The sequence below is a fragment of the Flavobacterium hibisci genome, assembly GCF_020026925.1.
Lineage (GTDB): Bacteria > Bacteroidota > Bacteroidia > Flavobacteriales > Flavobacteriaceae > Flavobacterium > Flavobacterium hibisci.
On sequence record NZ_JAIQDW010000011.1, the window covers coordinates 117,010 to 143,992 of the forward strand.

The following is a 26,983-nucleotide window of genomic DNA, read 5'->3' on the forward strand; positions in this document are numbered from 1 at the left end:
GTAAGAAACATATTATACATTTGTCAGACAACAACCAAAAACAAGCAAAGTGAATCTAAAATTACATCTTATAATTTTCTTTTTCGTCTTTCATATCTGCGGAATATTACATGCACAAAATGTTCAGTTAGATAGTTTAAAAAGGGTGGTTGAAAACACTAAGACTGACACGATCAAAGTTGATCAATATAATAAAATAGCCGACTTATATAAAGAAATTGATCCTGATTTGACTTTTTCTTACGCTCAGAAAGCAATTGTTATTAGTTTAAAAAACGAATATCATTTTGGATTGGCAACAGCATATGTAAACCAGGGAAATGCTTCTATAATACTCGGAAATTATCCGGATGCCCTGAAATTCTTTAAAAAAGCACAATCAGAATTTGAAATCGCATTGCAAAAAGAAGCCAACAAAAAGCGAATAAAAAGCGGTCTGGCTCGTGCTTATACAAGTTCCGGAGTTGTGTATTCCGAGCAGGGAGATTATACCTCATCATTAAAAAATTATGAAAAAGGCCTAAAATTATATCAACAGATTGACCAAAAGGAAGGCATTTCTAAAACGCTGAATAATATTGGAATTCTCTATAAATCGCAGCAAAAATATCCTAAAGCATTGCAATATCTCAAAGAGGCACACAAGATACAAACTCTTTTAAGTGAAAAAAATGCCCCAATGACATTGACTAATATTGGTGTTATTTATTTTGAAACTGGGGAATATCAAAATGCGATTCAGTTTTACCGGAAAGCTCAAAAAGGATTTGAGAAAAACGAAAACAAACGCGGTTCTGCATTACTCAATAATTATTTAGGAGATTATTATAAAGCACAGAAGAATTTTATTCTGGCAAATGAATATTATCAGAAATCATTGGCTTTGTATGAGGAAATTCAGAATAAATTCGGGGCTTCTCTTGCTTTGTACAACATTGGATTGTTGTTGCAGGAGCAGAAAAAATACAAAGAGGCTGTACATTTTGCTACGAAATCATTGGCCTATGCTCAGGAAATTGGCGTACTCGATCAAACTTTCCACACAGAAGAATTGCTAAGTGAATTGTACGAATCCTTAAAAGAACCTGAAGCTGCACTGGCTCATTATAAAAAATCAATTATTGCCCGTGACAGTATCATCAATCAGGAAACCAGCAAAAAGTTTGCAATGGCGGAAATGAATTATGAGTATAAGAAAAAAGAGGCCTTACTTTCTGAAAAGCACAAAAGAGAATTTCAGTTGATTGTGTTCTCTGTCTTGGGAGGTATTTTACTCGTTGTTTTAGGCTGGGTCATTTATAACCGAATGCAGGTAAAACGCCAACTCACACTTAAAAAAGAATTGGCGGAATACGAACAGAAAGCACTTCATATGCAAATGAATCCGCATTTTGTGTTCAACTGCCTGAGTTCAATTTCGAGTTTTATTGTACAGAACGGAACCGACTCGGCGCTGAAATATTTGTCGAAATTTTCAAAGCTGATGCGTCTGACACTTGAATATTCTAAAGGTTCTCTTATTCCGATAGACAAAGAAATCGAAAGCCTTCAGAATTATCTGGAACTGGAACAGCTTCGTTTTGAGAATAAATTTGAATTCGAAATCCATTCAAGCGAAAATGTAGAATTCAATGTGGGACTGCCTCCTTTGCTGATTCAGCCTTTTGTTGAAAATGCGATCCTTCACGGTTTGGTTCCCAAAGAAGGAAAAGGAAAAATAAATGTCGATTTTGATGTACAAAACGAGCAACTGATCTGCACTATTACTGATGACGGAATTGGACTATCAGAATCTAAACTCTTAAAAGAAAATTCGGTTACGGCACATCAGTCAATGGCATTGGATATTACAAAAAAACGCCTTAAGATTATGGAATCCATTACATCCAAATCAGCAAAAATTGAAATTCTGGAATTAAATTCAAACAAACAAACAGGTACAAAAGCAATATTGTATTTGCCTGTTCAATATATATCATAACAAAAAGCCAATGATAACAGCCTTACTTATAGACGATGACAAACATCTACGAACAGGTTTAAAAGCACTTTTAGAACGCTACACGAATGATATTTTTATTATTGGTGAAGCCGAAAGTGTTAAAACAGGAATAGCCGCTATTGAAAAACTAAAGCCTCAGGTTATTTTTCTCGATATTCATCTGACTGACGGAACAGGTTTTGACATTCTGGAAAATCTTTCAAAAATAAATGGAAAACTTAAAGCACATGTTGTTTTTATTACGGCTCATGAACAATATGCTTTAAAAGCGTTTAAATTCAGTGCTTTAGATTTTATTCTGAAACCCGTAGATCCTGAAGAATTGCAGGATACAATGGTAAAAATTAAAGATGCTGTCGGCAAAAAGAATTCTTTTGAAAACATTGATTTACTGCTTGAAAACATTCGGAAAAAAGTAGATAATTTCAAGCGAATCGCTTTATCAACAAGCGATGGCATTCATTTGTTTGAAGTTGCAGATATTATTCGCTGCGAAGCGAAAGCCAATTATACCGAGTTTTTTATAAAAAATCACAAGCCGGTTTTAATTTCAAAAACATTAAAAGAATACGAAGAACTGCTCGCAGAACATGGTTTTGAACGCATTCACCAATCGCATTTAATTAACCTTTCGTATTTGAAATCATATATAAAATCAGATGGCGGTTATGTAATTATGGCCGATAACAGTAATATTCCAATTGCCCAAAGCAAAAAGGAGAAACTGCAGGAAATGATCAAATCCTTATAAGATATATCTCCAAACTATAAACTAATCCAAAAACAACCTTTTAATTATGCAAAGAAAAATACTTTTGTTTGTGCTTTTACTGACCACGATAGTAAAGGCACAAAATGTTGCTGTCCCCGATGCAAATTTCAAAGCCAAATTGCTGGAAGCTGATGTTACAAATTCCATAGCACTGAATTCCGCTGGTATTTCAATTAAAATAGATGCCAACAACAACGGTGAAATTGATACTAATGAAGCCTTAGCAGTATATCAGCTGAAAGTTTCGAATTCAGGAATTCTTAATTTAACAGGAATTGCCAGTTTTACCAATCTTAAAAATTTAGATTGTTCCAATAACATCCTTTTAAACCTGGATGTTACAGCTTTAACCAATCTGACAAACTTAAATTGTTCAGCCAATTATCTGACGGCATTTAATGTCAGTACATTAACCAATCTTGTCAATCTTTTTCTGGACCAAAACCGATTAACCAGTCTGGATGTTAGTGGTTTAAGTAATCTTAAGATTTTATTCTGCAGTAATAATAAACTGACAAGCCTTAATGTCAATGGTTCAACCAGTGTTAAAACGCTATTTTGCAGCAGCAATGAACTTACAAGCCTTGATCTTGCCGGATTAACCAGTCTTGAATTATTGCTTTGTGAAACTAATAAACTTACCAATCTTAATCTAAATGGCTTAACCAATCTTAAATCATTGATTTGTAGCTATAATAATTTGGCTATTCTTAATTTAAATGGTTTAACAAACCTGGATAGCCTTGAGTGTAATTATAATCTTCTTACGAGTCTGGATGTTAGTAGTTTATCTAAACTTACGAAGCTGGATTGCTTTTATAATCAAATTACAAGTTTAGATTTAAGCAATACAACTCTTTTAACAGAATTAAGCTGTGGCGAAAACCACATTACTACTTTAAATCTGAGTGGTTTAAGCAATCTTAAAACTTTAGCCTGTTCGTACCTGCCTAATAATTTAATTATCAATGGATCGAACCTGACAGCTTTGAAAACGTTTCAATACACAGGTTCAAATTCAGATTTAACCTTAAATGGTTTTCCTGCTATTGAAAATTTTAATTTAAATTTATCTCCGGCAAACATCACTCTAAATGTATCCGGACTTAATACGCTTGCCAATATTAATCTGTTTAATAACCAAACCACCAGTTTTACTGTAAACGGTTCGGGGACAACTCATATTAAATCTATCAATTGTTCCAACGGTAAATTAACGAGTTTAAACTTAAATGGTTTAAACAATCTGGCTTCACTGAACTGCAGCAATAATAAATTGACAAGTCTAAGTTTAACGAATTTAACCAGCCTGACTTCCTTAAATTTTAGCCTGAACAAAATTACCAATATCGATTTAAGCAGTGTTCCTAATTTGAAATATTTGGATTGCAATAACAACGTTCTGGGAAGTTTAGATGTGAGTGGATTAACAAATCTGGAATATCTGGATTGCTCGAATCATATTTCGACAACCACCATAGGAAACCAAATTACTTCTTTAGCTGTCGGAGGATTAACAAAACTGAAATATTTAGATTGTTCTAACTATGGTTATAATGGTGTATTGGGCGCATTAGGAAACGTAATTACTTCTTTGGATGTAAATAATTTAACGCTGCTGGAACAATTAAAATGTTCCAAAAATCGTCTTCCTTCCTTAATTGTAAACGGACTGACAAATCTGACTACTTTAGATTGTTCTTATAATTTATTGACGAGTTTAGATTTGATAGGCTTAACACAATTGACAAATTTGAATTATGCGCACAATCAACTTTCGAATCTTAATATGATTGGTTTAATCAATATTAAGGAATTAGATTGTTCCTATAATACTATAAGTACATTAAATGTTTTGGGAATGCCTAATATTACAACATTAAATTGTAGCTTCAATGCGCTTACTACTTTAAACTTGAGCGGACTAAGCCAGCTTACAAAACTACATTGCGGCAATAATTTACTCACAAGTCTGGATGTAAATACGTTTACAAACCTGACCAACTTAAGCTGCAACAACAATAAACTGACTACGCTGGATGTAAATAATTTAACCAATTTGGACTATTTGCAATGCGGTGCTAATAAACTTTCCGGACTGAATGTAAATAACCTGACCAAGCTTACAAATTTACATTGCAGCGGTAATGAATTGACAAATCTTGATGTCAGCAATTTAACGTCACTGTTATATTTAGGATGCAGTGTTAATCAGCTTACGGCTCTTGATCTTAGTGGTCTGACAAATCTTTTGGATATCGAATGCAGAAATAATCAATTGACGAATATTGATATTACTACTTTATCAAATTTAAGATCTATTGATTGCAGATATAACCAGATTACAAATCTTAATGTTGCTAATTGTCCGGCACTTAATACGGTATCCTGTACTAATAATCAAATCACAACACTTGATGTGAGTTCATTAAAAAATCTTTCAAATTTATATTGTGCTAATAATTTGCTTACGAATTTATTCATGAAAAATGGCCGTAGTGAAACTCTGGATTTTTCCGGAAATCCGGGCTTAGCTTACATTTGTGCCGATGATGCTCAAATGGCGTATGTGCAATCGCAACTGAACAGCATGGGAATGACGGCAACAGTGGCAAATTCGTACTGTAGCTTCACTCCTGGAGGACAGCATAATACAGTTGTGGGAACGACAATATTTGATGGAAACAATAATGGCTGTAATCTTAACGATCCCTTGCATCCAAACATCAGGATAGATATAAACGACGGAACAACTACAGGTTCAGCTTTTACCAATACTGACGGAACTTCCACATTCTATACACAGGCAGGAACTTATAGTATATTTCCAAATATAGAAAATGCGGGTGCTTTCAATATCTCACCTGCAAGTGCTACAATTGACTTTACTGATAATAATTACAACACCAATTATCAAAGCTTTTGTTTGTCTGCAAATGGAGTACATCCCGATGTTGAAATAGTGATCAGTCCAATTACCCCTGCAAGACCGGGCTTTGATTCAGCATACAGGATTGTCTATAAAAACAAAGGAAATCAGGTGCTTTCGGGCAATATTACATTGGCTTTTGATGATTCAAAAATGGATTTGCTTTCGGCTACACCTTCGGCTGATACTGAAACAACCAATAATTTAGAGTGGAATTACAATGGTTTACTTCCTTTTGAAAGCCGTACAATCGATTTGGAATTCAATGTAAATAGTCCGGTAGAAACTCCGACGGTAAATAATGGAGATATATTTAACTTTACAGTTGCTATAACACCCGTTGCCGGAGATGAATCACCTGCGGACAATAGTTTTACGTATCATCAAACCGTTGTAGGCTCATTTGATCCTAACGATATTACGTGTCTGGAAGGCGAGAGCGTTTCTCCAAGTACAATTGGTGAATACCTGCATTATATTGTCAATTTTGAAAATACCGGAACGTATGAAGCTGAGAATATAGTAGTGAAAATTGCTGTTGATGAAAGCAAATACGACATTAGTTCTCTACAGCTGTTAAATTCATCACATTCTTCCAAGACCGTTATTCACGGAAATATTGTTGAATTTGTTTTTGACAAAATCCATTTGGCTGCTTCTTCAACTTCCAAAAAGAAAAACCCTGTAGGTGGTCACGGAAATATTTTGTTTAAAATAAAAAGCGCAGATGATCTTCTGAATGGTGATTTCGTAGACAAAACGGCTAATATCTTTTTTGATTACAATGCACCAATTGAAACCAATAAAGCTGAAACTGTTTTTGAATCATTAGGAAATAAGGATTTTGAAGTTGATAAAAGTATTTCACTATATCCTAATCAAACTAAAGGCAATGTAAATGTCAACTGTGATACTATTATAAAATATATTGAACTGTTTGATGTTCAGGGAAGACTGCTTCAGACTTCAATTGAAAATGATACTACTGCTAAGTTGGATATTTCGAATAAGCCAAACGGACTTTACTTTGTCAGAATCACTACTGAAAAAGGAGTCAAAGTAGAAAAATTAATTAAGGAATAAATTTAGGTACATTATTTATTCTGCTTAAAAGCCTTTCAAAGTCCGGAGATTTTGAAAGGCTTTTTTTATTATCTGAAATTATGAAAAGGTTCCATGATATCTTTTTCAAGGTGTTAAAGCTAAGTGATTTAGCTTAACAGCTTGATATCTATTGAATTGTTATGCCTAAATCAAATTTTTAGAGACAAACTCGGAACTTGTTTTAACAGATTCCATTGGATTTGGAGAGTAATTTGTTTCCTGTTCCACAAAAAAGTGCTGCATTCCGGATAGTTTGGCCTGTGCGAATATGTCTTTAAAGTTGATGCTTCCTTCTCCAACTTCCGTATTCCATTCTGCTTTGGATTTGTCCATGTCTTTTACGTGCCACATCGTAAATCGTCCCGGATTCGCTTTAAACATTTGCAAAGGATCATTTCCTGAGCGAACTACCCAGTATAAATCCAGTTCAAAATCAACTAATTTTTTATCCGTTTCCTGCAATAAAATATCATATCCGGTTTGATTTCCATGCTTTTTAAATTCAAAATCATGGTTATGATACGCTAATTTTAATCCTGATTGTTTGCATAAAACGGCTGCTTCATTTATTTTCTGGGCAATTCGTTTGTAACTGTCTAAATCACTTCTTAATTGTTCATCTAAATATGGAACCGTTATATACTCGCTTCCTAATTGATTGGCACCTTCAATACAGGCTTTTAGGAAATCGGCATTATTGTCTTTTATAAACGAATTAAAATCATAATGCCCGCTCGGTGCTTTAAGACCATTATCAGTCAATATTTTTTTGAAATCTTTTGCAGAAGTGCCAAAAAAACCTTTATCTGCAGAGAATCCATACGTTTCTACTTCTTTGTAGCCTGATTTAGATACATGTTCTAAAACTCCTTTTACATTTTTAGAAAAATCTTCTCTCAAAGTATACAGCTGAAGTCCGATATTTTTTGGCTTAGCCGAAAACGCAAGGGAAGGGGCAATTGCCAGTGCACCTAAAACCAACCCGCTGTTAATTATAAAATCTCTTCTCTTTATCATTGTTTTTACTTTATTAAGTTAGATGTCACAAATTGCAATTGCCTTTTTCAAAGAGGCTATTTTATCTTTTTGCAGCGGAATAAATTCCTGCCCTACAAATCCTGTAAAACCGGTATCTGCAATAGCTTTCATGATAGCGCTGTAATTGAGTTCCTGTGTTTCATCAATTTCATTCCGGCCTGGAACTCCGCCTGTATGATAGTGGGCAATGTATTTATGATTTTCTCTAATGGTTCTGATAACATCCCCTTCGTCAATCTGCATGTGGTAAATATCATAGAGCAGTTTAAAATTTTCAGAGTTGATTCGTTTTGCCAATTCTACTCCCCAGTATGTTTTGCTGCATTGGTAATCTTTATGATTGATTTTACTGTTCAGTAATTCCATAACCAGGGTTACTTTATGCTTTTCTGCCAGTGGAATCAGTTTTTGTAAACCCAGGACACAGTTATTCCAGCCTTCTTCATCGGTTTTTCCTCTTGTGTTGCCGCTAAAGCATATGAGGTTTTTGTAACCGGCCTGAGCTACCAGCGGAATCATTTCCGTATAATTTTTAATCAGCTGTTCATGAAATTTCTGATCATTGAAACCGTCCACCAGATTTAATTCGGCACCATTACACATAGTCGAAACAAGATTGTGTTTTTTTAGTACCGGCCAGTCTTTTGGCCCAACCAGATCAATACCGGTTATTCCAATTTTTTTAGCTTCTGAACAAAGCGTTTCAATATCAAAATCATTAAAGCACCAACGCGCTACCGAATGATTAATCCTTCCTTTCAGCATTGTATCTGATTTAGATTCTTCTTCAGGCTTAGCCAAAGCAAATAAATCCGCCGGAACTCCTAAGGTTACAGTCCCGGCAAGAATACCTTTTATAGCAGTCCTTCTGTTAAAAGTTGTACTCATTATTTTTTTACTTTAAAAATACTCAAATTTCATTTGCCAATTTGTTTTTATCCTTAAATAAAAGCGCAAAAAGAAGGAATACACCAAATGCGATTCCGGCTGGTATAATCCATACCATCACCCAGTTGACCGCTCCTTCGACAGTTTTATAATTGTCCGTAATCCAGCCTGCAACTGCAAATCCAATCAACATTCCGATGCCATAAGTAGCGAGCGTAATCAAACCCTGAGCGGCGCTTTTGTATTTTTCGCCTGCTTTTGAATTGGTATAAATTTGTCCTGATACAAAGAAAAAGTCGTAACAAATTCCGTGTAATGCGATTCCGGTAATCAGCATGAAACTCAAATCACCGCCATTTCCGTAAGCAAATAAAACGTAGCGGATAGCCCAGGCCAACATACCCACCAAAATAGTTTTCTTAAATCCAAAACGGGCAAAAAATACTGGAATAAATAACAAAAACAACGCTTCGGATATCTGTCCTATAGCCATTTTTCCTGTTGGATTTTCAACTTCGGCTGCTGTCAGGAAAGGATGTGCATTTTGATAATAAAAAGCTAACGGAATACAAATCAGAATGGATGAAATAAAGAATATCAGGAAATTTTTATCCTTTAAAAGCTTTAAGGCATCAAGACCAATAATATCTGCGATTCTAATTTTTCCTTCACTAACTTTTGGAGGGGTTTTTGGTAAAGTAAAACTCAATAAACCTAAAGCCAAAGCTGCAATCCCTGCTAAAAGAAATGTATTTTTAAGCAAACCATTAGAAACTGCTTCTGCTGAATCCCAATGAAAAAAGAAACTGATCGACAGTCCTGCCAAAATCCATCCAATTGTACCCCAAACCCTGATATTTGCAAATTCCTTTTCGGCATCTTTCATCTGATTAAATGCAACCGAATTTACTAAAGCCAATGTTGGCATATACAAAACCATATAACTCAAGACATAAGCATAAAACATACTAACATCTGTAGATTGATACATTTGATACATTAAAAAAGCACCTGCCAGATGTAAAATACCTAAGATTTTCTCCGCATTAAAATAACGATCTGCAATCAAACCTATGATAAAAGGAGCAATAATAGCTCCCCAGGATTGAGTAGAAAAAACGGCTGCTGTCTCTGCACCGGAAGCTTTTAGGTTGCTTCCTAAAAAAGTGCCAAGAGTAACAAACCATGCTCCCCAGATAAAAAATTCCAGGAACATCATTACAGATAATTTAATTCGGATAGTTGTATTCATATATAGTGGTTAATTTGGTTAGATAGGTTTTGAGCTAATATTATTTACAGCCGGTTGTAGTTTCCATAGTATTCCATTCTTTAATAGAAATATTGCGGTACCATACGTTGTTGCCGTGATCCTGCAAAGCAATTTTTCCTTTTTTGAATGTTCCGAAAGCCGGCCATGCTTTGAATTTACTTCCGGCAACCAGGGCTTTAAAATTATCATCCCAAAGTACCGTTTCAACAACAATAACGCCGTTTAAAACTAAGCTCAGTTTTCCGTTTTTGCAAACCACTTCTGCCGTATTCCATTCTCCAACTGGTTTAACTGGCTCCGATTTGCTTTGAATTAAATCGTATAAATCCCCGGCGCGGTGTTTTGTTATTTTTCCGTCAGGATGGCCATCATTGTCCAAAACCTGCATTTCTAAACCAGTTTCATACGTGTTTGGGTATTTTTGCGGATTTTCATTCACATAAAAAATAATTCCGCTATTCGCATTCGGAGCGACTTTCCATTCTAATTTTAAATGGAAGTTTTCATATTCGGCATCCGTGACTAAATCTCCGCCCTGTCCGTTTTTGGCAGCTTCAGGGTCAAAATGCAGTACACCATCTTCAACTTTCCATCCGGCACTTGCTGTTTTTTTACCATAGGTATGCCAGCCCGTTGTTGTTTTTCCGTCAAAAATAGGCTTGAATCCTTTTTGGGCGTGTAAGGTTTGTAATAAAGTGAATGCTAATACTGCTGTGATAATCTTTTTCATGGTTTTACTTTTTAATTCTTTACTATTTTTTAGAAGCTCAGGTTTTTCCAGCCTTCTCTATAATTGCGTTTTACAAATTGATTTACATCGTCTACATTGGTTACCTTCTTGGCATCATTATCCCAAAGTAATTTAACGGAACGGCCCGGATACACATCTTCACCTAAATACTCTTTGTGCAAGTCATATCCTCTTACGGCAAGATTAGCCATTAATAAAGCTTCTGTTAAAGGGCCTGCGATTTCAAATGGTGAACTCAGTTCTTTTTTACCATAACCGGCAATACATCCTTCAATCCATTGTTTTTGATGGCCATTTGCACCGTCTTTTACACGAGGATATTTTTCTTTTATTTTTAGATTTTCATTACGGCTTAAAGGCAGTAATCGTGGGTTCTCACTATAAGTGTCACAAAGCATTTTCCCTTTTTTTCCAATGAATAAAGTGCCGTTTCCGCCATCACCAAAGATTTCATTAGCCCCTAATTCCTCAGGGCGGTCAGGCTGGATACCACCATCCATCCAGTGAATTTTGATGTCGCCTTTCGTTTTATTCGTTTTTGGAAAAGTTAATGTCACATGACTTGAAGGAGGACAGCTTTCCGGAAAATAGCCTCTTCTGAACTCATCAACATAAACGGAGCCAACGCTGCATTGCACATCTTTGGCATATTTTAGATTTAATACAGAGAATGGTGCCTCCATCAAATGGCATCCCATATCTCCTAATGCACCGGTTCCGTAATCCCACCAACCACGCCAGTTGAACGGTACTAATTTGTCGACATAATTTTTATAGGGAGCAGTACCCAGCCATAAATCCCAGTCTAGTTCTTTGGGGATTTCGGTTTTTGCTGTTGACCATGGAATTCCCTGTGGCCATACAGGTCTGTCAGTCCAGGCGTAAACCGTGTGTACATCGCCAATTAAACCAGCTTCGTACCATTCCTTTAAAATCCGGGTACCATCATTAGATGATCCCTGATTTCCCATTTGTGTCACTACTTTATAGCGTTTTGCTGCCTCAGTCAGCATATGGGCTTCGTAGATATCATGCGTCAATGGTTTTTGTACATATACATGTTTGCCTAATTGCATGGCTGAAAAAGCCTGAATAGCATGATTGTGATCGGGTGTAGAAACAGATACTGCATCAAAATTTTTATGTTCCTTATCTAACATTTCACGCCAGTCTTTGTAAAATTTTGCTTTCGGATAAGCATTTACGCTGTCAGCAGCTCTTCTTGTATCAACATCGCATAAATAAGCGATATTGGCAATGCCGCTTCTTTCAAAAGACGCGATATCGGATCTTCCTTTTCCGCCAATACCAATACTGGCAATTGATAATTTGTCACTCGGAGCTACAAAGCCTCTGCCCATTACGTGTCTTGGAATAATCATAAATGCGGCAGTCGCCAGCACTCCTTTTTTTAGAAAATCCCTGCGTATAGTCGATTCTGGTTCTTTACTTTTATTGAAGTCCTGATCCATAGGTTTATTTATTTGTTCAATGATAGAATGTATATTGCAATTTTCTTTGCATCATCTTTTTTTAATGCAGTATGAGCCGACATAGGTATTGCACCCCAGACGCCTGAACCTCCTTTTGTGATTTTCTCCGTTAAATATTTGACATTTTTATCGTTCATTGGATATTTTTTGGCAATGTCTAAATAGGAGGGACCGACTACTTTTTTGTCTATTTTATGACAGGTAGCACAATCTTCTTTTTTTATTAAGGCTTCTCCTTCCGAAGGTTTGGCTTGCTTTATGACACTGTATTCTGCAGGAGCCGATTCATAATTCGAAAAAGAGTATAAAGCGCCCAAAACTATCATTGCAACTAAAATTTTAATTTTCATATGGTATTAATTAAACAAATTTATAATCCTAAATTTTTCCTGTTAAGCTGTGTATTGGTTTCTACCGCAGCAAAATCATCAAAAGCTTTCTCCGTCACTTTGATAATGTGTTTTTTTATAAATTCGGCTCCTTCACGGGCACCATCTTCCTGATTTTTTAAACAGCATTCCCATTCCATTACGGCCCATCCTTTGTAATCGTATTGTGCTAATTTGCTAAAAATGGTTTTAAAATCAATCTGACCATCGCCAGGTGAACGATAACGGCCTGCACGGTTCAGCCAGCTTTGGTAGCCTCCAAAGGTTCCTTGTTTTCCTGTTGGATTAAATTCGGCATCCTTAACATGGAAAGCTTTGATTCGTTCATGGTAAAAATCGATATATTGAATATAATCCAATTGCTGCAGGACAAAATGCGAAGGATCGTAGAGAATACAGGCTCGTTCGTGATTGTGTACAGCTTTGAGAAACATTTCGTAAGTCTCGCCATCAAATAAGTCTTCTCCAGGATGAATTTCGTAGCAAACATCTACACCATTTTTATCAAATTCATTCAATATTGGCAGCCAGCGGTTCGCCAGTTCTTTGAACCCATCTTCGATTAAACCAGGCGGACGTTGTGGCCAGGGATGAAAATATTGCCACAATAACGAACCGCTAAAAGTAGCATGCGCATTAAGTCCTAAATTTTGAGAAGCCTTTGCTGCGTAATGCAATTGCTGTACCGCCCATTCCTGCCTTGCTTTTGGATTTCCTCGTAATTTCTGTGGAGCAAATCCATCAAAAAAGTCATCATACGCAGGATGTACAGCGACCAGCTGACCTTGTAAATGTGTAGAAAGTTCAGATATTTTTAATCCGTACGAACCCACTATTCCGGTAAGTTCATCAGCATATGTTTTGCTTTCAGCGGCTTTTTGCAGATCAATAAACCGCGAATCTAAAGTAGGAATTTGTATTCCTTTAAAATCAAGGTTGGCTGCCCATTGGCAAATTCCTTCCAAAGAATTAAACGGAGCTTCATCCGATATAAATTGCGCTAAAAAAACCGCAGGTCCTTGCATTGTGGTCATTAGTAGTAATTTAAATTATAAATTCTGTCCATTTTTGAGTTGATTTTCCGGAGGCGATTACATTTTCTATAAAAGCCATTCCGCGTACACCATCTGCTGCTGTTGGAAAATCAAGCATGTTTTCTGTTGGTTCTTTGCCTTGTGATTTCGATTGTAAAGCCAGGGCAAAATTCTTGTATAAATTCCCGAAAGCTTCCAGGTATCCTTCCGGATGCCCGCTTGGAATTCGGGTATTAAAAGCGGCAATTGACGATAAATATCCGTTTCCGGTACGATACAATTGAGCGGGGGCGTCCTGCCATTTTACAATTAAAGTGTTCGGCTCCATTTGGTGCCATTCCAGGCCGCCTTTTTCTCCATAAACTTTGATTTTTAAGCTGTTTTCTTCACCGGCGGCAATTTGGCTGGCTACCAAAACTCCATTGGCGCCGTTATCAAATTTAAGGAGTACATTTCCATCGTCATCCAGTCTTCGGTTGGCAACTACAGTGTTGATGTCGGCACAAATCTGAGTTATTTTCAATCCTGAAATGTATTCTGCCAAGTGTGCTGCATGAGTTCCAATGTCTCCCATACAACCGCTGATTCCGCTTTTAGACGGATCTGTTCTCCATACAGCCTGTTTGTTTCCTGCATTTTCAAAGTCGGTGCTCAGCCAGCCTTGCGGATATTCAACCATTATTTTTCGAATGGCTCCAAAATCGTTTTCAGCTACCATTTTTCGGGCTTGTTTTACCATCGGATAACCGGCATAGGTATGCGTTAAACACAGATAAAGTCCTGTTTGTTTTACTTTTTGTTCCAATAATTTGGCTTCCGCTAAAGTCAGTGTCATCGGCTTGTCCAGAACAACGTGGAAACCATTTTCTAATGCCAGCATAGCAGGGGCAAAGTGGGCATGATTGGGTGTTACTATCGAAACAAAATCCATTCTTTCATCAGAAGGTAATTTTGCTTCGGTTTTAATCATTTGGTCATATGATTCATAACATTTATCCTGAGGCAAACCCAATTCTTTACCGGATTCAAGGGATACATCAGGATTAGAACTAAAAGCACCACAATGCAGTTCTATTAAACCATCCATGTTAGCTGCAATGCGATGAACTGCTCCAATAAAAGCATTTTTGCCACCGCCAATCATTCCCATTTTTAATTTTCTCATATTTAAATAATCCTAATCTAAATGTTTTTTTTCTTTAATTCTTTTACAGCGTAATCCACAGCTCTGGCAGTTAAGGCCATGTAGGTCAGGGAAGGATTTTGACAAGCACTTGATGGCATACATGAACCATCAGTAACAAAAACATTGTTTACTTCGTGCATCTGGTTCCATTTGTTCAGGACAGATTCTTTTGGGTCATTTCCCATTCGGGCTGTTCCCATTTCATGAATAGTCATTCCCGGATAACAGCCATTATCGTACGCTTTTACATTTTTGGCACCGGCAGCTTCAAGCATTTCTGCAGCGTCATACATCATATCCTCGCGCATTTTGGCTTCATTGTCTTTGTATTCACAGTCTATTGCCAATACAGGCTGTCCCCATTTGTCTTTTTTAGTATGGTCGATGTACACTTTGTTTTCATAATAAGGAAGCATTTCTCCAAAACCACCCAATCCCATAGTCCATGATTCTGCCGGTCTGGATAAAATTTCTTTGAAATCCCCGCCAAAGTCTAATTCGGCTACTTCTTTATGCCAATGGCCTCTGCTTGCTGCGCCCTGGTATCCAAAGCCTCGCAAGTAATCTCTTTTGTCACCATTAAAGTTCTGGTATCTCGGAATGTAAATACCGTTTGCTCTTCTTCCATAAGTGTATTTATCCTCAAAACCTTCAACAGTTCCTTCGGCACCACATCTAAAATGGTGGTCCATTAAATTGTGTCCAAGGTGCCCGCTGCCATTACCCAAACCATTCGGATGCGCTTCTGATGTTGAGTTCAGTAAAATAAAAGTGGAACCTAAAGTTGATCCATTAACGAAAACAATTTTGGCATAAAATTCCATGCTTTCATTAGTCTCGCTATCGATAACCATTACGCCTTTTGCTTTTTTAGTCTCTTTATCATAAATAATGTGATTGACAATCGAGTAGGGGCGAACCGTTAATTTTTTTGTAGCCATTGCTGCTGGTAAGGTAGAGGACTGCGTACTAAAATAAGCGCCAAAAGGACAGCCTCTGCTGCATAAGTTTCTATACTGGCAGCTGCCTCTTCCTAAGTGAGGGACAGTCAGGTTTGCTGAACGGCCAATGGTTAAAATCCGGGATTTGTTATAATGTTTTTCGATGCGTTCTTTTACGGATTTTTCAACACAGTTCATTTCCATAGGAGGTAAAAACTGACCATCAGGCAACAAAGGCCAGCCTTCATTCTGCCCGCTGATGCCTGCAAATTTTTCTACATAATCGTACCATGGTGCAATATCTTTATAGCGGATTGGCCAGTCATTTCCGTGGCCATCTTTTATATTATCTTCAAAATTCAGATCACTGAAACGATAACTTTGCCGTCCCCACATTAAAGATTTTCCGCCCACATGAAATCCTCTGTACCAATCAAAACGTTTGTCTTCGGTATAAGGACATTCTAAGTCGTTTACCCACCAGCTTTCATTAGCTTGCTGGTAGGGATAATCCCTGGTTTGTACCGGATGTGTTCTCTTTTGTTCCTGGGTTAATTGTCCGCAATAGGCTATTTCCCACGGCGCTTTCATTGCGGAATCATAGTCTTTAATGTGTTCTATGTTTTTACCGCGTTCTAACATCAGGACCTTTAGGCCTTTTTGCGTTAATTCTTTAGCAGCCCAACCGCCACTTATTCCTGAACCTATAACAATGGCGTCATAAGTATTTTGTTTCTTTAAGTCGGTATTGATATTCACGATGTCTTCTGATAAATTAGTAAAAATGAGTTAAGGCGCTTTTACTTATATTGCCCAGGCTTTCTGTCCGGGTTTATAGTCTACATTTCCATCATATTTCCCGGGTATAGGCAAATATTCTCTAGCCATTGTACAGCCAATTTCTGAAGAGAAGTATCCTAAAAGAGTTAAATCTCTGGCGATTAAAAAGAATGACGGTTCTCTGTTATTGTCTATCGTTTCTTGTTTTAGTTCATTCATGAGTTGGTTTTTCTCTGCGCTGCTAAGACTTAAGAATTCTTTATTGAATTTAGTTCTGCATTTTGCCAGCATATCTTCAAAACCTTTTTTAAAGATTTTTTGAAGATTTGATGGGTAACAGTCCTCTATAATCAATGGAATTAAAGTCCCAACGCCAGCTGCTTTTGCTCCGGGAGAGTTTGCAGTTGTGGGTAAAATAATTTCGGCAAATTCGGCAAAAATTTCTTCATCTGTAGCTAAAAACGAATAGGCATAATTCTGTTCGGGATTGTATACAGTAAAACTTTCAAATAAAACACCCATTGTTGTAGCAGAGATTGCTCCACCCATCAAATAAGCCATCTTTTTTAGTGCTTCTCTTCTTTCCATTCCAAAATATTAAAAATACGGTGTAAATATTAAAGATAATTTAATTATCAATACTTTACAATAATAATAAAAAAAGAGTTATATTTTTATTTTAAAACTTAATTAATTGTTTAAAATTAATAATCCTCATGTAATAAAACGTTTTAGTAATTATTTTTAAAAACATGTGACGTCAGTTAGGAATAAGTAAGAAAGAATGTAAAATTTTAAGAATGTTTTTTTAGAACAAATGACGTATGGTGGATTTTTTAGTCGTTTTATACTTGTTAAAAATAAAGTGATTTAATCTGATTCGTCATTTGTAATATTGGAAGGGAGGTTAGGTGGTATTGTAAATCCTTCGGTTTTATTGTTGAAAATTATGTATTCGCTATGCTGGATTGGGTGAAATTTATTTTTAAATTAAAGCGATCTTGTTTTTGATTTTATAATATTGGGTAAAATACAGGCAAAACATAAAATGAATAAAAGAATATCAAGAATAGAAAATGAAGTGGAGGACAGAAATTGTGGAAAAGGTTGCAGTAGAAAACCTTGAAGAGTTTTCTTCAGTAGAAGAACTTGGTCAGGAATTATTGCTCAAATATATGCTCTGCCGGAAACAATTTCTAAACTGAAGAAAGTTAAAAAAATATGTCTTTATGGAAGTAGGTTAAAGCGTATCCTGCCAGAAATTGGAGAGATGCATGCGCTTGAATACTTTAATCCTTATGCTTCATATGATTTGCATTGGTTTTCTTATGAAATAACAAATTGTAAAAATCTTAAAGATAGTAGGTGTTTAAAAAGACTTTTAGAAAACTTTCTGGCAACTTAAAACTGTCTTTGACCTATGACAACGGAACAGAGATGGCGCAACACAAAACTTTTACTAAAAACTGCAAAGTAAAAGTCTATTTTGTCCATCCCTATAGTCGTTGGAAAGACCAGTAAATGAGAATACAAATGGATTAATTAGAGACTATTTTCCCAAAGGAACTGACTTTAATCTAATACAAAAAAAACAGCTCAAAGAAGTACAAAATCAGCTTAATGAAAGAACTAGAAAAAACCTGGAATATGAATCAATAATAAATACAATTAGCAGATTATATATGAATCAAAATTTTATTTAATAATTTGCTAAATTCAAATCCCAGGTTATTGGCGTTATGCATTTTTCTAGAATTTATTTTACGATAACTTTTTTAGTAATAAGTTTTGCATTCTCTTTTTCGATTACAATAAAATAGATCGCTGGAGAGAGATTACTACAATCCACTGCCAAAGTACAATTACCTATTGCAAATTTTTGAGAAGCTATGTCTTTAACCGCAGCCCCACTAGAATCAACTAATCGGACAGTTATATTTTGTTCTTTTTCATTGTAAAACTCTAAATTTGTATTGCCATCAATAGTTGGGTTAGGAAATACGATTATTTCAGTTTCGTCCGATTCAATTTGCGTTACAAATTCTTTTGATGTTGCCATACGATTGGTAGTAGCTGCAAATGCAATATAACCATTACAATGCATCATTTGGCTGCTTCCGCCACCACCACAAGTGTTGTTGGAATAAAATGCTGTATTAACCGTTTGATTTTCGGCTTGTAAAACCGCACTATCCACTTGCAAATAATCTACTTCTACATCTCTATTTGCAATATCATTTACAACTTCTAGACGTACAGCACCTGTAGTTGTTGACGACGTGCTATAATTTGCAAAAGCCGTAGTGAGGTTGTATGTATCAATTACATTTCCGTTGATTCGCAATTGTAATTGAGCACCAGTAGCAGTACCACGAGCTCTAGTTACAAAATTACGAGTTGTCACAGTAGTGCCACAACCACCAAATGGAGCTGGTGCAGGACAACAAGAAAGCGATGGGCGACCGCTTAAATAAGATTTTAACCATGTCATTGCTGGGCGATCTGCAAAATTTCCATAAACTAATCCAGAATCAGTTCCGCCAGCACCAGAGGCACCATTACCATTGATCCAAGTTTTGCCTTGAATATAGCCCCATAATGTAATACCGGCTACTCTTGGATGTTCCCAGGCTACTGGAATTAGACTAGCGTAAACATCTCTTTGTTTGGTCTCGTTAGGATTAGCTGGTTGGTCAAACTCAGTAATATGAATTGGAACACCAGTTTTTGCCCAGATTTCATCGATACATGCTTTAAAATTTGCAGCAGTTAAATTTTCAATACCATGTGCCTGTAAACCTACACCATCAATCAGATTTTTTGTTCCATTTGTAAGGTTTGGAGCATTTTTTACAGCATTTACCATCGCAATATAAGGTGCTCGACAGTTGTTCCAGTTCATTTCTACATTGTATTCATTAATCAATAACGTAGCATTTGGAAAATTTTTTCTAGCCAATTGAAAGCACCAAATTACCCAACCATATTGATTATTGATGTCACCTGCATTGGCTGGTTCTGCTCGATAACCTGCAGTAAGAGCAGCCTTATAATTAGCTGTCATTGGGGTATTTACTGGCTCATTTAATACATCAATCATTTTTAGACCGCCCAAAGGGTTGTAATGGTCAGCTGTGGCTTTTATGAAGGCTTGTACCGAAGCTTGTATCGTTGCTGTACTAGCACTTGCAACCCAACCTGGTGTTTGAGCACCCCAAACTAAAGTATGAAACTTGAATAGTCCGCCGCTGTTTTTGGCTTGATTGTAAGATACATCCGAACCAGACCAATTGTAAACGCCTTTTGTGCCTTCAATTGAGCCCCATTTTGAAGCATTTTCACTGGTAGTCTGATTCCAAAATGTATTGTAATTACTTGGAACACTGCTTTGAATGATATTTCCAAAGTATTTTCCTTTACATTTTGCCAATTGAGCTTGCGCATTATTGCCCAATACTATACCTACTATCACTAACAATAACCACTGAATTCTAATTAAAATTCTATTGTTTTTCATAATTATGTCTTTTTATGTTTTTTATTAAAATTGTGTGTAATCTTTATTTCTTAAAAGTTTTGCATTAATCCTAAATCGTAAGGAATTTTGATATAACTACCAAAATTTCCATTTACCACACCTTGTATAAGGACTTCACAACGATCAATATTGTTTATTTCCATTAATTGATTGTTTCCTGAACGCAATATTTCACCATGTGAAATCTGATCAGTCCAATGCTCACTCCGTTCTGTTAAGTTTGCTTTTGTAGCCCATGTTTCGGAAACTTTAGTCCATGTTCCGTTAAGCGTAGTAGCCGACCAAAGCTCGAAGTATCTTGCAGCATCTTCGACCATCATATAAAATTTACCATCTGCTTTGTTTTTATATACATGAGGGGCTTCAAAAGTATTTGTTGCAGCAATTGTTGGCGCTTCCCAACCATTTGGAAAATTAGCGATCGTAGTTCTACGTCTTTTAATATTATTCGAACCATCTTGTGCAGAATAAAAACAATATACATGGCTATTGTCAGCAATGCACCAAAAGTCGATACCGTCACTAAACCCCATTGTTTTACCTGCTGCCCAACCTCCGTAATTGGATACACTAGTATTGGTAGAATATGTGGCGCCTAAACCCGATTGATATATTAAATACCATTTTCCTTTTACAGGAAAGTTGAATACTTGCGGAGCACAAAAATATCCCCCACCATTTAACGAATTCATAAACCTGCGGGGATCGGCTTTCATATTGAATAATGAGACTGTGTTTACATAACCCATCTTCCAATTCTTTCCATCTGTACCGGTATAAAACACATGCCATTTGCCACCGTCGTAAACAAGTGTTGGATCTTTTACGGCAACAGATTCAAAAGAACCCGCTGCACCTTGTTCAAAAATTTTGCCTGTAACACTCCATTTTGGACTTAAAATTACACTGACTTTTGCGTTTTTTTCAGTTTTACCGATGACCTCTGCTGAGGAAATGACTTCATCAGGTTTACTACAACTACATGCCATAATCACAAAGGAAGTTATAGCAAATTTTAATAAATTGTTTTTTTGATTTTTCATAATATTTTTAGGAATTAACTTACCAAATGTAATGAATAAAATTATTTAAAACGCAAATAATTTATATAAAAATTAAACTATTGTTTTGTAAACAAGCTTTTTATGTAAAAATCATAAAAAAAAATAATAAAATATTGAAATAAAAGTATTTGTAAATTTTGACAAAATCATCAAAAAAAACACCCAATTACGTATCCAATTATACTTCAGTTTAAAGGAACTCAAACGCTCTTAAAGCCAGATTTTACGAAAGGTTACAATGTAAAATTATCTCGAAGCTAAGAAGCAAAAATGAGATCAAAGACATCAATACGTTTTAAATTACCAAAGGAGAAACCGATATCATTTATGTTTGGAATGGTAGTTGGCAAATTGCAACCTACAATGAGAACTAAAGCATTTTCATGATTTTAACATACAAGTTAAGAAACATTTACAGGATTCGAACCAGAAAACTCAACAATCATAAGGGTTTGTTAGTCACTCTAAAATATCGAATCTTTTGTCGGACCAGAAAAAAAGCCTGCAAAATATACACTTTGCAGGCTTTCATTTTTTTAAAGTGACCATGGAGGGATTTGAACCCTCACGCCCTTGCGAGCACCACCCCCTCAAGATGGCGAGTCTACCGTTTCTCCACATGGCCGAAAAAGAAAAAAGGTCAAGTAACTTAATACTCGACCTTTTGTGACCCGACTGGGGCTCGAACCCAGGACCCCATCATTAAAAGTGATGTGCTCTACCGACTGAGCTATCGAGTCATTGCTTCAAGAAACTTAATTTGTTAATCACAAAATTTGTGACCCGACTGGGGCTCGAACCCAGGACCCCATCATTAAAAGTGATGTGCTCTACCGACTGAGCTATCGAGTCATTATGTTTCTTGAACGCGGGTGCAAATATAAGGAGTTTATTTTATTATTTCCAAGCAAAATTATTATAAATTTGTCTTTTTTTAACCAAATCTCACAATGCCTTAGTTTATAAGGTTTTATTAAAATGAAAAAAATCATATTATTAGGTTATATGGGTTGCGGAAAGTCTACAATTGCCCAAATTTTATCAAAAACTATCAATATTCCGTTTCTGGATTTAGATAATTGCATCGAAAAAAAAGCAAATTTGTCTATAAAAGAGATTTTCGTGCAGCATGGAGAAATCTATTTTAGAAAATTAGAGCATGAAATGTTTGTAGAATTACTTCAATCTTCAGAAAACAGCATAATTGGTTTGGGTGGCGGAACACCATGTTATGCTAATAATCATGAATTATTAAAAAGAGATGATGTTACCTCAATTTATTTAAAAGCTTCAATAGATACTTTATATAATAGGCTAGTGTATAATAAAAGCAAGCGTCCGCTCATTGCGAATATGGATGAGGAGGAAATGAGAGAGTTTATCGCGAAACATTTGTTCGACAGAAGCTTTTATTACAACCACGCGCAACATAAAGTTTCTGTCGATGATAAAACCGTTGAAGAAACAGTTCAGGATATTCTGGAGATATTAACTTAAAGAAGCGTAATTGCCTCCGTTTTCATCAAAAACAACTTTTACGTGTTCTAATAAAGATGTAGAGAGCGAAATTCCTTTGAAATCTGCTTTTACAGGGTATTTTTTGTGATTTCGGTCAACAAGTACTGCTGTTTTAAATTTTTTCAATGGAACGTCGAGAAAATGGCGAACAGCGTAGATTAGTGTAGTTCCGGAATTTAAGACATCATCAACCAATACCAGGCCTTTGTTTTCGTATTCAGATATAGCCAAAGAAGTCTGAATTGGTAATTGTGGATTCTGTTTATCTATGACAACTTCACACAAAGAAATTTTAAGGGTAGAGATACTGCTTAATGCTAAAGCAATTTTTTCGGCAAAAATACATCCGTTAGTAGCAATTCCTGCTATTACAACTTCGTCTTCATCAACAAAAGTCTCATAAATCTGATAGGCGATACGTTTTATTTTATGTTCAATTTCCTGATTTGTTAAGATGATATTTTGGCTCATGATTTATTTTTTTGCTAATGTACAAATTTAAAAATTCCAATATAAAAATTCCAAATTCCAATTTTATAAAGGAATTTCAAATCTTCAAATTACAAATTCCAATGTTAAGGTAGATAATTTTATAGTTGTAATTTTGGAATTTGAGATTTAAAAATCGGAATTTAATTTTCTTCCTCATCATCAAAAATTTCATTACCATACTCGTCAATATCCCTTCGGTCTTTTTTAGTTGGTCGCCCGGTACCGCTTTTACGGTAATGTTCTTTGGATAGTTTTAATAATTCTAAATGGGCATATGCTTCCGGAGGTGTCTCATTTTTACGATATATGTCAACGAGTTTTGCTCCGACACGACTTTCGGGGATATCCAGTACAGTTATAATTTGTGTAATCTGATCTTTTCTAAACGTAATTCGGTCTGCAGGAAAAACTTCTTTAGATGGCTTAGCTACCTGACCATTTACTGTGATATGGTTCTTTTTACAGGCCTCAGTAACCATATTTCGTGTCTTGTAATATCGCACGCACCAGAGGTATTTATCTATTCTCATAATTTTTCTAAAATCGGAGTTAAATTCTTTACAAAAATAAATCAATATTGTATCTTGCGCACCTAAAAAATTAACAATAATGAATAAATTTAAATATTTTTTTATTTTACTGATAGCGCTCTTTGCTTTGGTTTCTTGTAATAAAAATAATAATGATGATGATTTTCAAGTTGAGCCATTAAGAGATTTTGCTACTCAATATGCAACTGATAAAGCAACTATAGAGGGATATTTGAATACACATTATATAATTGTTAGTGAAAGTCCCGGTAACGTGGAAGATATGGATGTGGTTATTGACTCTATTGAAGATCCATTGACGCAAGTCCCAATTATGTCTTATAAAGCTAATGTAGGAACTGCTGTTTATCCTCAATTAAAATCTAAAAATGTTGATTTGCATGGAATAACTTATCAATATTATTATTTAGTGCTAAGAGAAGGATCAGGTGAGTCACCGATGAATACTGACGGTGTGTTGGCTTCTTACAGCGGTAGTTATTTAAAGGATGTGGCTAAAACTGATAAGAATTCTGCGTATATTAAGGCTACTTTTTTCGAACAACTTGTGTATCCACAATCTTTTACAGATTTGACTGGGGTTGTGTTAGGATGGTCAGAGATTTTTCCTGAATTTAAGACTGGGATTGCCGTTGGAAAAGACGATGGAAATATTAGTTATAAGGATTTTGGTGCAGGTGTAATGTTTATACCTTCAGGGTTAGGGTATTACAATACAGGAAAAGGCTCTATTCCTTCTTATTCTCCTTTGGTCTTTAGTTTTAAATTGTATAAACTGCAAAGATTGGATCATGATGGTGATGGAGTATTGGATGTTGATGAAGATATAAATGGAGATGGATATGTTCGTGATTATCGTAATACAACTTTGTATCCTAATGCTCCGGTAAATCCAGATGATACTGATAAAGATGGTGTTGCAGATTTCATAGATATTGATGATGATGGAGATGGATACACGACTCTTTTAGAAATTACAAAGCCTACTGGAGAGGTTGGGGGGGCTTTTGGTCCAAGTAAATATTTTCCATTTGAGGCTTTTGCTGTAGAAGATGATCCGACAACACCCAATATAAATGAAGCATTGAATAGTGAGCCAAGAGGGATTCCTTCATTTTTGAAAACTATAACAGAAAATGGTGTAACAAGGAACGAATATGATTATACTACACCAGGCAGAAAAAAGATTCATCTTGATAAAGATCATAATACGACTAAAGTTACTACGATAACAGCAAAAAAATAAAAAGATTAAGATTTAAAAATAAAAAACCTCGAAATGTAAATTTCGAGGTTTTTTTATGATTAAAAAAATTGAAATTATTTTCTTTTGATTACTCTTTCTACAGCTTCAACAATCGCCTGATTGTTTAGTTTGTATTTCTCCATTAATTGCTCCGGAGTTCCAGACTCACCAAAACTGTCTTTAACAGCAACAAATTCCTGAGGAGTTGGATTGTTTAAAGCTAATACACCAGCAATGCTTTCTCCAAGACCACCAAGGTAATTGTGTTCTTCAGCTGTTACGATGCATTTGGTTTTAGCTACAGATTTTAAAATGGCTTCTTCATCAAGAGGTTTGATAGTATGTATGTTGATTACTTCGGCAGAAATTCCTTTTGCTTCAAGAGCCTCGGCAGCAATAAGAGCTTCCCAAACCAAGTGTCCTGTTGCAACGATTGTTACATCAGTTCCTTCGTTTAACAGGATTGCTTTTCCAATTACAAATGGTTCGTCAGCAGGAGTGAAGTTAGGTACAACCGGACGTCCGAAACGTAAATATGCAGGTCCGTGGTGATCAGCAAGAGCTAAAGTAGCAGCTTTTGTCTGATTGTAATCGCAAGTATTGATTACAGTCATACCTGGCAACATTTTCATTAATCCGATATCTTCTAAGATTTGGTGTGTAGCTCCATCTTCTCCTAAAGTTAAACCAGCGTGAGAAGCACAAATTTTTACATTTTTATCAGAGTAAGCAACAGACTGGCGAATTTGATCGTAAACTCTTCCTGTAGAAAAGTTGGCGAAAGTTCCTGTAAATGGAATTTTTCCCCCAATTGTTAAACCAGCAGCGATTCCGATCATGTTAGCTTCTGCAATACCAATCTGGAAAAAACGCTCCGGGTGGTTTTTCTTGAACTCATCAAATTTTAATGATCCGATCAAGTCAGCACATAATGCCACTACTTTTTCGTTTTTCTGTCCTAATTCAGTTATTCCCGCACCAAAACCTGAACGGGTATCTTTACTTCCTGTATTTGTATATTTTTTCATTTTTGTTTTTTTGCTGTACGCATTAGGCATTAGGCGATAAACTAAGGTTTGCCGCTTAAGGCATAAAGCTTTATTTAATAATCTGAATTGCCTCCAGTGTTATAATTTTGTTCTAAAGCAGTTGCAAGCTGTGCATCATTAGGTGCTTTACCGTGCCATGCATGACTGTACATCATATAATCTACACCATTACCCATTTCGGTATGAAGTAATACGCAAACCGGTTTTCCTTTTCCTGTTCTTGCTTTTGCTTCGTTCATTCCGCCAATGATGGCTTCGATATCGTTTCCTTTGGTAATTTCAATAACTTCCCAGTCAAAAGCTTCAAATTTAGCACGCAGGCTTCCCATTGCTAAAACTTCGTCAGTTGTTCCGTCGATTTGTTTTCCGTTAAGGTCAACAGTTGCGATAAGGTTGTCTACTTTTTTTGCAGAAGCATACATGATGGCTTCCCAGTTTTGACCTTCCTGTAATTCACCATCTCCGTGTAAAGTATAAATCAAATGATTGTCACCATTTAATTTTTTAGCCTGTGCAGCACCAAGAGCGACAGACAAACCTTGTCCTAATGATCCGGAAGCCATACGAACTCCAGGTAGTCCTTCGTGAGTTGTAGGGTGTCCTTGTAAACGAGAGTTTAATAATCTGAAAGTAGCAAGCTCTGAAATAGGGAAATAACCGCTTCTTGCTAAAACGCTATAAAATACAGGTGAAATATGACCATTTGAAAGGAAGAAAAGATCTTCTCCGATTCCATCCATATCAAAACCTTCTTTACGTTCCATAATGTTTTGGTAAAGTGCTACCAAAAATTCAGTGCAACCTAATGAACCACCTGGGTGACCTGAGTTGACAGCATGTACCATTCTAAGAATATCTCTTCTTACCTGGATCGTTAAATCGCTTAATTGTTGTGTGTTAGGCTTCATTTTATATGTAAAAGTTAAACTGGTGCAAAAGTAATTT

Annotated in this window: 22 protein-coding genes, 3 tRNA genes and 1 pseudogene; 7 read left to right on the forward strand and 19 right to left on the reverse strand. The window is 35.9% G+C overall.

The features are described 5' to 3' along the window. Positions 1-49 precede the first annotated feature (49 nt). Genes K8B81_RS12930 through K8B81_RS12940 form a run of 3 tightly spaced genes read left to right on the forward strand, consistent with a single transcriptional unit; the run spans position 50 to position 6,786 of the window. Positions 50-1,981, forward strand: coding sequence for a tetratricopeptide repeat-containing sensor histidine kinase (locus K8B81_RS12930; RefSeq protein ID WP_223682014.1), 1,932 nt, complete (start codon positions 50-52; stop codon positions 1,979-1,981). 10 nt (positions 1,982-1,991) lie between these two features. Further along, positions 1,992-2,753, forward strand: coding sequence for a LytR/AlgR family response regulator transcription factor (locus K8B81_RS12935; RefSeq protein ID WP_223682015.1), 762 nt, complete (start codon positions 1,992-1,994; stop codon positions 2,751-2,753). A 46-nt stretch (positions 2,754-2,799) separates the two neighbouring features. Next, the gene (locus K8B81_RS12940) at positions 2,800-6,786 is read left to right on the forward strand and encodes a T9SS type A sorting domain-containing protein (RefSeq protein WP_223682016.1); all 3,987 of its coding nucleotides are present in this window, start codon (positions 2,800-2,802) and stop codon (positions 6,784-6,786) included. 165 nt (positions 6,787-6,951) lie between these two features. Here K8B81_RS12940 and K8B81_RS12945 read toward each other — a convergent pair whose 3' ends face one another. The 10 genes from K8B81_RS12945 to K8B81_RS12990 are packed head-to-tail and all read right to left on the reverse strand — an operon-like array spanning position 6,952 to position 17,168. Next, complete coding sequence (locus K8B81_RS12945; RefSeq protein ID WP_223682017.1) at positions 6,952-7,824, reverse strand: sugar phosphate isomerase/epimerase family protein; 873 nt, start codon at positions 7,822-7,824, stop codon at positions 6,952-6,954. An 18-nt stretch (positions 7,825-7,842) separates the two neighbouring features. Then, positions 7,843-8,733: a hydroxypyruvate isomerase family protein gene (locus tag K8B81_RS12950; RefSeq protein ID WP_223682018.1), complete on the reverse strand. Its 891-nt coding sequence runs from the start codon at positions 8,731-8,733 to the stop codon at positions 7,843-7,845. Positions 8,734-8,755: 22 nt separating this feature from the next. Beyond that, the gene (locus K8B81_RS12955) at positions 8,756-9,985 is read right to left on the reverse strand and encodes a nucleoside permease (RefSeq protein ID WP_223682019.1); all 1,230 of its coding nucleotides are present in this window, start codon (positions 9,983-9,985) and stop codon (positions 8,756-8,758) included. A gap of 40 nt (positions 9,986-10,025) precedes the next feature. Continuing rightward, on the reverse strand, positions 10,026-10,736 hold the full coding sequence (locus tag K8B81_RS12960) for a 3-keto-disaccharide hydrolase (protein WP_223682020.1): 711 nt from the start codon (positions 10,734-10,736) through the stop codon (positions 10,026-10,028). Between the two features lie 29 nt (positions 10,737-10,765). Beyond that, a complete protein-coding gene (locus K8B81_RS12965) occupies positions 10,766-12,229 on the reverse strand; it encodes a Gfo/Idh/MocA family protein (RefSeq protein ID WP_223682021.1) in 1,464 nt (487 codons plus the stop codon). An 8-nt stretch (positions 12,230-12,237) separates the two neighbouring features. After that, positions 12,238-12,600, reverse strand: a complete 363-nt coding sequence (locus K8B81_RS12970) for a c-type cytochrome (RefSeq protein ID WP_223682022.1) — start codon at positions 12,598-12,600, stop codon at positions 12,238-12,240. A 20-nt stretch (positions 12,601-12,620) separates the two neighbouring features. Beyond that, positions 12,621-13,673, reverse strand: coding sequence for a sugar phosphate isomerase/epimerase family protein (locus tag K8B81_RS12975; RefSeq protein WP_223682023.1), 1,053 nt, complete (start codon positions 13,671-13,673; stop codon positions 12,621-12,623). A 10-nt stretch (positions 13,674-13,683) separates the two neighbouring features. After that, positions 13,684-14,838, reverse strand: a complete 1,155-nt coding sequence (locus tag K8B81_RS12980; protein WP_223682024.1) for a Gfo/Idh/MocA family protein — start codon at positions 14,836-14,838, stop codon at positions 13,684-13,686. A gap of 17 nt (positions 14,839-14,855) precedes the next feature. Beyond that, the gene (locus K8B81_RS12985; RefSeq protein ID WP_394370722.1) at positions 14,856-16,562 is read right to left on the reverse strand and encodes a GMC oxidoreductase; all 1,707 of its coding nucleotides are present in this window, start codon (positions 16,560-16,562) and stop codon (positions 14,856-14,858) included. Between the two features lie 42 nt (positions 16,563-16,604). Then, entirely contained in the window at positions 16,605-17,168 is a 564-nt protein-coding gene (locus K8B81_RS12990; protein ID WP_223682026.1) for a gluconate 2-dehydrogenase subunit 3 family protein, read from the reverse strand. 488 nt (positions 17,169-17,656) lie between these two features. On the opposite strand from K8B81_RS12990, the gene K8B81_RS20990 reads away from it, so the two are divergent. Together K8B81_RS20990 and K8B81_RS21125 are read left to right on the forward strand one after the other, a co-directional pair. Beyond that, positions 17,657-17,785, forward strand: coding sequence for a hypothetical protein (locus K8B81_RS20990; RefSeq protein WP_262902730.1), 129 nt, complete (start codon positions 17,657-17,659; stop codon positions 17,783-17,785). Between the two features lie 163 nt (positions 17,786-17,948). Next, a pseudogene (locus tag K8B81_RS21125) lies at positions 17,949-18,283 on the forward strand (IS30 family transposase); the annotation flags it as partial. A 53-nt stretch (positions 18,284-18,336) separates the two neighbouring features. On the opposite strand, the gene K8B81_RS13000 reads toward K8B81_RS21125, so the two are convergent. The 5 genes from K8B81_RS13000 to K8B81_RS13020 all read right to left on the reverse strand — a co-directional run bounded on the left by K8B81_RS13000 (position 18,337) and on the right by K8B81_RS13020 (position 22,034). Then, complete coding sequence (locus tag K8B81_RS13000; protein WP_223682057.1) at positions 18,337-20,052, reverse strand: endo-1,4-beta-xylanase; 1,716 nt, start codon at positions 20,050-20,052, stop codon at positions 18,337-18,339. Positions 20,053-20,147: 95 nt separating this feature from the next. After that, a complete protein-coding gene (locus K8B81_RS13005; protein WP_223682027.1) occupies positions 20,148-21,161 on the reverse strand; it encodes a non-reducing end alpha-L-arabinofuranosidase family hydrolase in 1,014 nt (337 codons plus the stop codon). 563 nt (positions 21,162-21,724) lie between these two features. Beyond that, positions 21,725-21,807: transfer RNA gene (locus K8B81_RS13010), tRNA-Leu, on the reverse strand. Between the two features lie 42 nt (positions 21,808-21,849). After that, positions 21,850-21,922 (reverse strand) — tRNA-Lys (locus tag K8B81_RS13015). 39 nt (positions 21,923-21,961) lie between these two features. Further along, positions 21,962-22,034: transfer RNA gene (locus K8B81_RS13020), tRNA-Lys, on the reverse strand. A 126-nt stretch (positions 22,035-22,160) separates the two neighbouring features. Between K8B81_RS13020 and K8B81_RS13025 the strand changes: the two genes are divergently transcribed. Continuing rightward, complete coding sequence (locus K8B81_RS13025; RefSeq protein ID WP_223682028.1) at positions 22,161-22,679, forward strand: shikimate kinase; 519 nt, start codon at positions 22,161-22,163, stop codon at positions 22,677-22,679. Here K8B81_RS13025 and K8B81_RS13030 read toward each other — a convergent pair. Next, on the reverse strand, positions 22,671-23,171 hold the full coding sequence (locus tag K8B81_RS13030; protein WP_223682029.1) for a phosphoribosyltransferase domain-containing protein: 501 nt from the start codon (positions 23,169-23,171) through the stop codon (positions 22,671-22,673). The genes K8B81_RS13025 and K8B81_RS13030 overlap by 9 nt on opposite strands. Before the next feature lie 161 nt (positions 23,172-23,332). Next, a complete protein-coding gene (locus K8B81_RS13035; protein WP_223682030.1) occupies positions 23,333-23,722 on the reverse strand; it encodes an RNA-binding S4 domain-containing protein in 390 nt (129 codons plus the stop codon). Between the two features lie 79 nt (positions 23,723-23,801). On the opposite strand from K8B81_RS13035, the gene K8B81_RS13040 reads away from it, so the two are divergent. After that, the gene (locus K8B81_RS13040) at positions 23,802-24,989 is read left to right on the forward strand and encodes an FKBP-type peptidyl-prolyl cis-trans isomerase (RefSeq protein WP_223682031.1); all 1,188 of its coding nucleotides are present in this window, start codon (positions 23,802-23,804) and stop codon (positions 24,987-24,989) included. Positions 24,990-25,063: 74 nt separating this feature from the next. On the opposite strand, the gene K8B81_RS13045 is transcribed toward K8B81_RS13040, so the two are convergent. Together K8B81_RS13045 and K8B81_RS13050 are read right to left on the reverse strand one after the other, a co-directional pair. After that, positions 25,064-26,017: a transketolase family protein gene (locus K8B81_RS13045; RefSeq protein WP_223682032.1), complete on the reverse strand. Its 954-nt coding sequence runs from the start codon at positions 26,015-26,017 to the stop codon at positions 25,064-25,066. Positions 26,018-26,091: 74 nt separating this feature from the next. Continuing rightward, positions 26,092-26,946: a transketolase gene (locus K8B81_RS13050; protein WP_163407504.1), complete on the reverse strand. Its 855-nt coding sequence runs from the start codon at positions 26,944-26,946 to the stop codon at positions 26,092-26,094. Positions 26,947-26,983: the final 37 nt, after the last annotated feature.

Coding starts and splice junctions, on each gene's coding strand:
- K8B81_RS12965 (WP_223682021.1), bottom strand. CDS start 12,229: ATGGATCAGGACTTCAATAAAAGTAAAGAACCAGAATCGACTATACGC.
- K8B81_RS13025 (WP_223682028.1), top strand. CDS start 22,161: ATGAAAAAAATCATATTATTAGGTTATATGGGTTGCGGAAAGTCTACA.
- K8B81_RS12940 (WP_223682016.1), top strand. CDS start 2,800: ATGCAAAGAAAAATACTTTTGTTTGTGCTTTTACTGACCACGATAGTA.
- K8B81_RS12980 (WP_223682024.1), bottom strand. CDS start 14,838: ATGAGAAAATTAAAAATGGGAATGATTGGCGGTGGCAAAAATGCTTTT.
- K8B81_RS13030 (WP_223682029.1), bottom strand. CDS start 23,171: ATGAGCCAAAATATCATCTTAACAAATCAGGAAATTGAACATAAAATA.
- K8B81_RS12935 (WP_223682015.1), top strand. CDS start 1,992: ATGATAACAGCCTTACTTATAGACGATGACAAACATCTACGAACAGGT.
- K8B81_RS13035 (WP_223682030.1), bottom strand. CDS start 23,722: ATGAGAATAGATAAATACCTCTGGTGCGTGCGATATTACAAGACACGA.
- K8B81_RS13050 (WP_163407504.1), bottom strand. CDS start 26,946: ATGAAGCCTAACACACAACAATTAAGCGATTTAACGATCCAGGTAAGA.
- K8B81_RS12990 (WP_223682026.1), bottom strand. CDS start 17,168: ATGGAAAGAAGAGAAGCACTAAAAAAGATGGCTTATTTGATGGGTGGA.
- K8B81_RS12960 (WP_223682020.1), bottom strand. CDS start 10,736: ATGAAAAAGATTATCACAGCAGTATTAGCATTCACTTTATTACAAACC.
- K8B81_RS12950 (WP_223682018.1), bottom strand. CDS start 8,733: ATGAGTACAACTTTTAACAGAAGGACTGCTATAAAAGGTATTCTTGCC.
- K8B81_RS13045 (WP_223682032.1), bottom strand. CDS start 26,017: ATGAAAAAATATACAAATACAGGAAGTAAAGATACCCGTTCAGGTTTT.
- K8B81_RS20990 (WP_262902730.1), top strand. CDS start 17,657: ATGAAGTGGAGGACAGAAATTGTGGAAAAGGTTGCAGTAGAAAACCTT.
- K8B81_RS12945 (WP_223682017.1), bottom strand. CDS start 7,824: ATGATAAAGAGAAGAGATTTTATAATTAACAGCGGGTTGGTTTTAGGT.
- K8B81_RS12955 (WP_223682019.1), bottom strand. CDS start 9,985: ATGAATACAACTATCCGAATTAAATTATCTGTAATGATGTTCCTGGAA.
- K8B81_RS13005 (WP_223682027.1), bottom strand. CDS start 21,161: ATGAAAAATCAAAAAAACAATTTATTAAAATTTGCTATAACTTCCTTT.
- K8B81_RS12975 (WP_223682023.1), bottom strand. CDS start 13,673: ATGACCACAATGCAAGGACCTGCGGTTTTTTTAGCGCAATTTATATCG.
- K8B81_RS12970 (WP_223682022.1), bottom strand. CDS start 12,600: ATGAAAATTAAAATTTTAGTTGCAATGATAGTTTTGGGCGCTTTATAC.
- K8B81_RS13040 (WP_223682031.1), top strand. CDS start 23,802: ATGAATAAATTTAAATATTTTTTTATTTTACTGATAGCGCTCTTTGCT.